This is a genomic window from Nostoc flagelliforme FACHB-838 (assembly GCF_014698065.1).
GTDB lineage: Bacteria > Cyanobacteriota > Cyanobacteriia > Cyanobacteriales > Nostocaceae > Nostoc > Nostoc flagelliforme_B.
Genome location: NZ_JACJSI010000331.1, coordinates 1 through 6,650, shown reverse-complemented (window position 1 = coordinate 6,650; position 6,650 = coordinate 1). Strand labels below are relative to the sequence as shown.

The window sequence follows — 6,650 nt, the reverse complement described above, 5'->3', positions numbered from 1 at the left end:
GAGGGCGGTAGCGATGGGATTATCAACGGTGGTCACACAGTTTTAGCCTTTGAGCAAGCAAAAAATTACAAATATGATTTAACCGAAGCTAGGGTAAAAGTTACGATCCACATTGGACTGACTGAAGAATCAGCCAAAGATATAGCCCTAGCTTCAAATACTACAACGCCAGTAGATTCTCGCTCCAAAGTCAACGCCAGAGGTGATTACAAATTCATCAAGCAGTATTTAGTCCAGTTAGAGAGAGCAGAAGATAGGAAATTTCGCATTGCCTATTATCAAAACCAAAGCGGCGCTCCCAGAAACGCTCAGTGCAATGTCACCCATTTGCTCAAGCTCCTTTACTGCCTCGACAGAAATAAATACAACCCCGACGGCAATAAACGAACCAAACACCCAGCAGGGATGAGTCTTCCAAGTAACATTACAGATGCAGAAAGGGAAAGATTAACCGCCTTACTGCCTCTGTTAACTCATGCTCTATGGATAGAGCAAAGACTCTACGAAATAATCCAAGAACATATCAGCAACCCCAGAAGAAAGGGTGTTAACGATTTAGCATCAATAGATATACGTAAAACGACGTTGTTGCCGGACAGCAAGTATTCATTCGGGTTTGGTGCGCCAACTGACTTGGCATTACCAATAATTGCATCATATCGGGTATTTTTGGACAAAGACTATAAATGGATTCTGCCGTTTAACGAATTTGCTGAAGATTTTCTCCAACACTTGTGGAATAACTATTTCCGTAAATACTTGGTGTCAGAGAAAACAGCAGGTAATACAGTCGGTACAAAAATCAGCCGCAATCAAGAGATTTGGGAAAGTTTGTATATCTCAGCGCAAAGTTATCTCAATTCTTCTTTGGTGAAAATGGTTAACTCCAGTAAGTCAGAAGAACCGAAAGTGACACAAGGTACAAAAGGGCGTGTGCAAGCAGGTAAGAAATAATAGTACAAGGTTTTTATTGAGAGATTCGTTTTGGATGGGCAATAGCGTGTTTACCGAAAGACGGCGAAAAAGCCTGTCTTTCGGTACATTATTTAGGTGACAAGGAATAATAAAATCCTAATTTTGTATTTTCACTATTTATTGAATGCGTTAAAAGTTTTTCATAAGGGATCAAAAATCTATTAATGCTGATGTAATCTTCAGGGGTTAGCAACTTACTGGAGCTTAAAGTATGTTGTAAGGCTCTAACTTGGCTAGTTCCCATAATATAATCTGGTTTCGCCAAAATATAGATAAAATCTGTTGTTTGAGAAAATTCAATTTTTTGAAGAATCTCATTGATTTGAGCATCTTCGTTGTTTGCTCTCTTGAAAGAAAAGCGATAATCGTCTATCTGCTGCTGCCAATATTTTTGTGAAAGTGAAATAATGGTTTTTGATAATTCCTCATGAGCAAATGGAATAATTATTTGAGCTTCAATCAAAGTATCATCTCTTTGCAATAAAGAAAAATTAAATTCAGATTTGCTGATTTCTAATAAATATTTCATAGATATAAAGAAGTAAAGAAAGCGTCTAAAATATGAAGATTGCGTCTTGCTCCAGCAGTTGTGTTTGAGGTTACGACCATTGTATCAAGTGTCGAATCATGGGGTATGAATTAGTTTTTACAGGCGTTAGGTACGCAAGGCAGTTCAGAACTAATAAAAATTTGACAAGTTTATCAGCGCTGATGTTACTGTCGATTCGCTAGATATATTGTGGTGTAATATAATGCTTATTGATAATATTTCAGCGTACTTAATTTTGCAAAAGTGAGGATTTAATCCAGGATTTGAAAGTTTATTTTAACTGGAACTTGCGTGTCTCTAAAGCTCAAGATTCTCTTGTGCCGAATGCCAAAATCTAGCGATACTGACCCGCTTTTTCTCCTCTTCAACCCTGTAGACAACACGATATGGTTTAAGAATAAGCTGACGAATATTAGGGTCGTCAAACTCAGGTACTTTCTGACCAATGAATGGAAATTGACTTAACTCGCTACTTTTTTCAAGGAGTTGCTGACCCAATTTCCTTGCACCTTCAGCATTGCTTAAGGCAATATACCTGACAATTGCTTCCAAATCCCCCACAGCTTTGGGAGAAAGAACTACTTGGTAGTCCATGCTTCAATCATCTGCTCAACAGATTCAATTGACACTCCAAGTCCTTGGTCAATCTCTTCTAAACCCTCTTTTACAGCCGCGATAAACTCAATTTCTTTAACAATCTCACGCAGAGACACATTTGGCGGCAAGCGCTTCACAAGTTCAAGGACTGTTTCTCTATCGCTCATAGTAGTTTTTGCTTCTATGCAAATGACTACTGTAATCTTAACTCATGAGTTCACCTTGTAGCTTTTCTTTTAGCTAGACAAATAACTTTGATAATGTTTTCCGACCTGCTTGTTGAGAAAGATTTTATCCTAATCTGACTGGCAAGCAGCAAATCTATCCATTAAACTGGAATTAAATCAGACATTTTATGAATCCTGTTTAATCTAATCCTTAATCTTCACCTTATCCTGAAAATCGGGGCAGATTTCACCTTGATACCCATGAGGATAGATCCCACAAACTAGCAAGTTTTCCCCATACTTCTGACCATGATAGTTATCGCAACCTATGCAAGCTGCTGGTCTAGGTTCGCTTATCAAATCATGGATGAGTATTCCAACCAAATTAAAGTCCTTTTTAATTCTGACTCCTGGGTGCTGAATTCTTACAAATTAACTAACCTTTCTTATTCTGATCCTGCCATAAAAGCTGAGATTGATACTTCTGAAGTTTCTCTAAAATCTCTTGGCGTTGTGGATGCCCTTCAAGAGATTTTTCAATGGCAGCAAATTCGTCTAATACAATCACTCCTGGCTGTAGCTTAGGATTGTTTACATCTGGGTCTATAGAGTTCATAATTTTTATCCTTGGAGGGTGTTTGCTTTAGTAGGTTTTATGACCATATTCTAATATTTCGTATTCACTTATTTTCGCTCCAAACAACAAAACAAGTACCTAAAACTACGCTCAATCCTACTATAAATCCTGAAGGGCGACCTCCAGTTAGCAACAGTATGACTAAAAAGCCAAGTTCTACAGTGGCTATTTGTTTGAGCAGAGGAGCCAGTTTTATTTTCATCTTTTCATCTGATAAATTTTCATCCAACGCAAGGGCAAGAGCCAGTATCAAGAATTGAATTAGGTGAACAGCAAATCAATAATTTAATCATGCCAACCTCTACTAATAAGTCCTAACCTTATTAAAACGTTAAATCTCAAATTTTAAACATTAATTTTGATTACTATCGCAGCCGTCGAATTTGTATTTAAGATGTGAATTCTGAAGCAATCTTTCGATTCCCAAACGGATTAGCTCTGGTGGAACTCCGTCTAATTTCAACTCGCTTTGAATAAACTCATCAATGGAACTAGCTTTCGTTTTCTCCAAAAGCGCCAACATCTGTTGAGCTTGGGTTGTTGATGTGCAAGACTCCTTAGTTTCAGCTTGAGAGGTTTGCTTATTACTTGGTGCAGAGTCAATAAAGTTTTTGGTATCCCGGTCATAACCAGAGAAATTCTTTAACAGAGGCATTGGTATCCATTCATTGATGCCGCCGTAATAAACTGCTCTACCGACTGGTGATTGTGCAGCAATCTCCATTACTTGGGTTGAGGTAATCTTGCGAGCGCTGGGGATGAGTTGAGTGGCAATCATGGCATTGTAAGCTGGGACGTTATCAGGATGAACTAACGCCACAGACGTTAACTGCGATCGCAGTCCGCCAGAAATGCCCAAGTCATCTGTGTGAGGGTTCTGCACGACAATCCAGAAATGCCAACCGGAACTATCACCGCAAGAACAGTAAGAGATGATTTTGTCTTTGAGCCAACCAATCTCACCCTTGGTATTTTTAAATTTGGAACAAACAGCCGTACCTTCATCTAAAATAATCAGCTTGGAGCCAGAGATATTTTGAAATTCGGTAAAGCATTCTTTGACCCATAAGACTGCTTCGACCGGGGACATTTCTAGGATTTTAGCGCGTTTAAAAGTATCAACACGACCTTTGAAATAACCGGTTTCTTTCTCGTCACCTTTGGGGTCAATATAAAAGATGTGTATGCCAGGATGCAGTCGCTTGATAGCATCGATTGCATTGCTAATGGTGATGCCCTTGCCAGAACCAGGGACACCAACCCAAAGCATATTGGTAACTTTTTTGGCGATGTGGCCGATTAAGTCATAGTTAGTATTAGGAGTAGATGTGTAGGTGGAGATTTCGGTATTAGTTAAGGGATGAGAGGCTTCTGCCCCCAACGATTCACTATTTAATAAAGGATAAGCTTCATTAGAGTGAATCTGTTGCGCTGAAGTTTGGGTTGTTTGTGGGACAGGAGTTGGTAGTTTTGCAAACCTTGCCTCTGGAATACCTAAATTCTGAGGTTTGGTTGCTTCTTGAATAGCCGTAACTTGCTGATAGTTTACTCTGGGGTCAACACTTACTTGCGCCAAATGACCGGATAGCTGTTCAGGGGTAGGGAAATAGCCTTTAAGTTGAATAAACCAATCGAGCAGCCAACGGTAAGCATAAAATCTTTTCCCAGGCTCAACAGCATTCAGATATTCACATACAACATGAGAACATTGTTTGAGCATGGCAAATTCGTATTTCTCCATTGGCTCTAAGTGCAGCATTAAATCAGCCAGTTCATTTTTCAGGGCAAAGTATTCGTCCCTGGCAACACTATTGGGGTGGATACCGACGAATCAACCAACTGCTAGGAGCCAAAAAGGTCATAGACGCAGTTGGCGAGTTGGGCGGACACATCAAAAATGAGCGTCAGGCTCGTCCGTTACTTCGCTTAGTCAAGGAACCAGAGAAACTAAAACAAGCTGTAGCGATCGCTCTCAAAGATAACCCTGACCCAAGTGTTTCAGATTTTGCTGCTGCCGCCCAAAAAGTGGTTCCTCAACTTCCACGCAAAAGGCAATCTATTCAGGAACCATTGGTTCCTAAAATTCAAGAACCAGTGGTTCCTCAAAAAGCTATTGTCACAGTTTCACAACAGTCACACCCAAGGTATGGAGATGAGGGAACCATTGAGGCAGATGCACCGAATCGCTGGCAGCAAATTGTCACCTTTGCTGATGGCGAGAGATTGTTGCTCAACAACACCGATTTGGATGCCTCCAGCGTTCCATTCCCCAGAGAGCGAAATTACCCACCAGAATATACAGAAGCGATCGCTGCACTCAAAGAGCAACATCAGCAAGAGTTAGAGCGACTTTCCCAGGAATTGAGAATTGGTTTGCAAGCAGAAGCAGGGGCTAAAGCCGAAGCCCAGGTAATTGAGCAAATCCAATCCTTGCAAAATCTGTACAAGCAGCAGAAAGAGCTAAATATCCAGTTGCAGCAGCGATTGGATGAAATGGAGGGGTTACGAAAACTGGAGATTGAAAACCAACAACTCCAGCAACGTATTCAGGAATTGGAACACGCTGTAGAACAACGCCCTTCTCAAGAATGGGGAAATACTATGACCCAGCAAGCGACCAAAGCGTTGAACAAGCAAGTTAAACAAGCTCTGGAGAAAACGATTGATCTGCGATCGCTAGCCCAGGAACCGCCCAAAGAAAACGCCCAAGAATGTCTGCGACTCATGGGTATGGCATTGAAAAACTTAGCCAGTGCCATGAACAACACCCAAGCGCTCGAAGCTGCGGCAATCATTCTCGGAAGCGAACCGACACCATCTGCGATCGCATATCGAGCCGAACAACTAGAAATGCTACCCCAAGCAGTTAGTGATATTCGGCGGGTGCTGTCACAGCGTGGGTGTACTTGGCAAGAGTTTTGGGCAGTGGCGCAAGAGTACGAAGTGATTAAATCAGATTATCTAGCAGAATTAACAACCCAAGAGACTGATTTAATTACCGCACTCCAGAACGCATCCTCTCAACCAGACAGAATTGGTATTGGGTCTATCGTTGCCCATGCCGACCCATACCGTACTTTGTATGTCGCCAAAGGAGAAGTGATTCAGGATTTGGGAGATGAGGTAATCGTTGCATGGGATCACTGGCAGAACGAATCGAAAAAGACTGATAGGTATTTCCGAGATGAATTAAGATTCTGGCAACCTCAATAGATTTTCAGTGAATCGGTAACTTTTTAGACAAACGAATAAAAGTACCAAGCCCCGCATCACAGTGGGGGAAATTTCCGTGCGTCAACATAACAGGAGATTGTAAAATGACCGCAACTATCACAAGACCCAAGCTCAAAAAGACTGCTGATAAAGCACAATCACCGTATAAGCGGCTTCATGTGATTATTCCCATAGAAGATTTGTTGTGGGCATCGCAACAAAAGCCATCAGTCAATCAGCTATGGCAGGAATGCTGGACGGCTGACCCTTATGGCTCCCGGTGGATGCCGCTAACTTCTGCTTTGGGGTACAGTACTTTTATCTCTGCGAAGAAAATTCTATCTGAAAGCGGGTTGTTTATTTTCAAACCTGACAAGTCGATTCAGGACGGCCGAGAAACAGCTAGCTGGATGGTGAAAAATTTGCATGGCAGTCGGATGAAGGAGTTCTGGGAGAAAGCTAATTCGGAAAAACAAGAACCAGATGCTGAAAAACGAGAACCAAATGCTGA

Annotated in this window: 8 protein-coding genes and 1 pseudogene; 3 read left to right on the top strand and 6 right to left on the bottom strand. The window is 41.3% G+C overall.

Going from position 1 to position 6,650, the window contains the following annotated elements:
• Positions 1-954: AIPR family protein (locus H6G97_RS42635; protein WP_190946585.1), on the top strand; the 954-nt coding region annotated here is incomplete at its 5' end.
• A gap of 88 nt (positions 955-1,042) precedes the next feature.
• On the opposite strand, the gene H6G97_RS42630 is transcribed toward H6G97_RS42635, so the two are convergent.
• The 6 genes from H6G97_RS42630 to H6G97_RS42605 all read right to left on the bottom strand — a co-directional run bounded on the left by H6G97_RS42630 (position 1,043) and on the right by H6G97_RS42605 (position 4,685).
• Entirely contained in the window at positions 1,043-1,504 is a 462-nt protein-coding gene (locus H6G97_RS42630; protein ID WP_190946584.1) for a hypothetical protein, read from the bottom strand.
• Positions 1,505-1,822: 318 nt separating this feature from the next.
• The gene (locus H6G97_RS42625; protein WP_190946583.1) at positions 1,823-2,119 is read right to left on the bottom strand and encodes a type II toxin-antitoxin system RelE/ParE family toxin; all 297 of its coding nucleotides are present in this window, start codon (positions 2,117-2,119) and stop codon (positions 1,823-1,825) included.
• Positions 2,104-2,289, bottom strand: coding sequence for a hypothetical protein (locus H6G97_RS42620; RefSeq protein ID WP_104899362.1), 186 nt, complete (start codon positions 2,287-2,289; stop codon positions 2,104-2,106). Before H6G97_RS42620 ends, H6G97_RS42625 begins: the two co-directional genes overlap by 16 nt.
• Before the next feature lie 436 nt (positions 2,290-2,725).
• Positions 2,726-2,905 carry a hypothetical protein gene (locus H6G97_RS42615; RefSeq protein ID WP_190946582.1) on the bottom strand — a complete coding sequence of 60 codons (180 nt, stop codon included), beginning with the start codon at positions 2,903-2,905 and terminating at the stop codon, positions 2,726-2,728.
• A 64-nt stretch (positions 2,906-2,969) separates the two neighbouring features.
• Positions 2,970-3,128: a hypothetical protein gene (locus tag H6G97_RS42610; RefSeq protein WP_190946581.1), complete on the bottom strand. Its 159-nt coding sequence runs from the start codon at positions 3,126-3,128 to the stop codon at positions 2,970-2,972.
• A gap of 150 nt (positions 3,129-3,278) precedes the next feature.
• Entirely contained in the window at positions 3,279-4,685 is a 1,407-nt protein-coding gene (locus tag H6G97_RS42605) for a hypothetical protein (RefSeq protein ID WP_190946580.1), read from the bottom strand.
• 32 nt (positions 4,686-4,717) lie between these two features.
• Here H6G97_RS42605 and H6G97_RS42600 point away from each other — a divergent pair, with 32 nt between their 5' ends.
• A complete protein-coding gene (locus tag H6G97_RS42600; RefSeq protein ID WP_338421965.1) occupies positions 4,718-6,139 on the top strand; it encodes a hypothetical protein in 1,422 nt (473 codons plus the stop codon).
• 104 nt (positions 6,140-6,243) lie between these two features.
• Positions 6,244-6,650 (top strand): annotated as a pseudogene (locus tag H6G97_RS42595) (hypothetical protein); the annotation flags it as partial.

Coding starts and splice junctions, on each gene's coding strand:
- H6G97_RS42630 (WP_190946584.1), bottom strand. CDS start 1,504: ATGAAATATTTATTAGAAATCAGCAAATCTGAATTTAATTTTTCTTTA.
- H6G97_RS42625 (WP_190946583.1), bottom strand. CDS start 2,119: ATGGACTACCAAGTAGTTCTTTCTCCCAAAGCTGTGGGGGATTTGGAA.
- H6G97_RS42620 (WP_104899362.1), bottom strand. CDS start 2,289: ATGAGCGATAGAGAAACAGTCCTTGAACTTGTGAAGCGCTTGCCGCCA.
- H6G97_RS42615 (WP_190946582.1), bottom strand. CDS start 2,905: ATGAACTCTATAGACCCAGATGTAAACAATCCTAAGCTACAGCCAGGA.
- H6G97_RS42610 (WP_190946581.1), bottom strand. CDS start 3,128: ATGAAAATAAAACTGGCTCCTCTGCTCAAACAAATAGCCACTGTAGAA.
- H6G97_RS42605 (WP_190946580.1), bottom strand. CDS start 4,685: ATGCTGCACTTAGAGCCAATGGAGAAATACGAATTTGCCATGCTCAAA.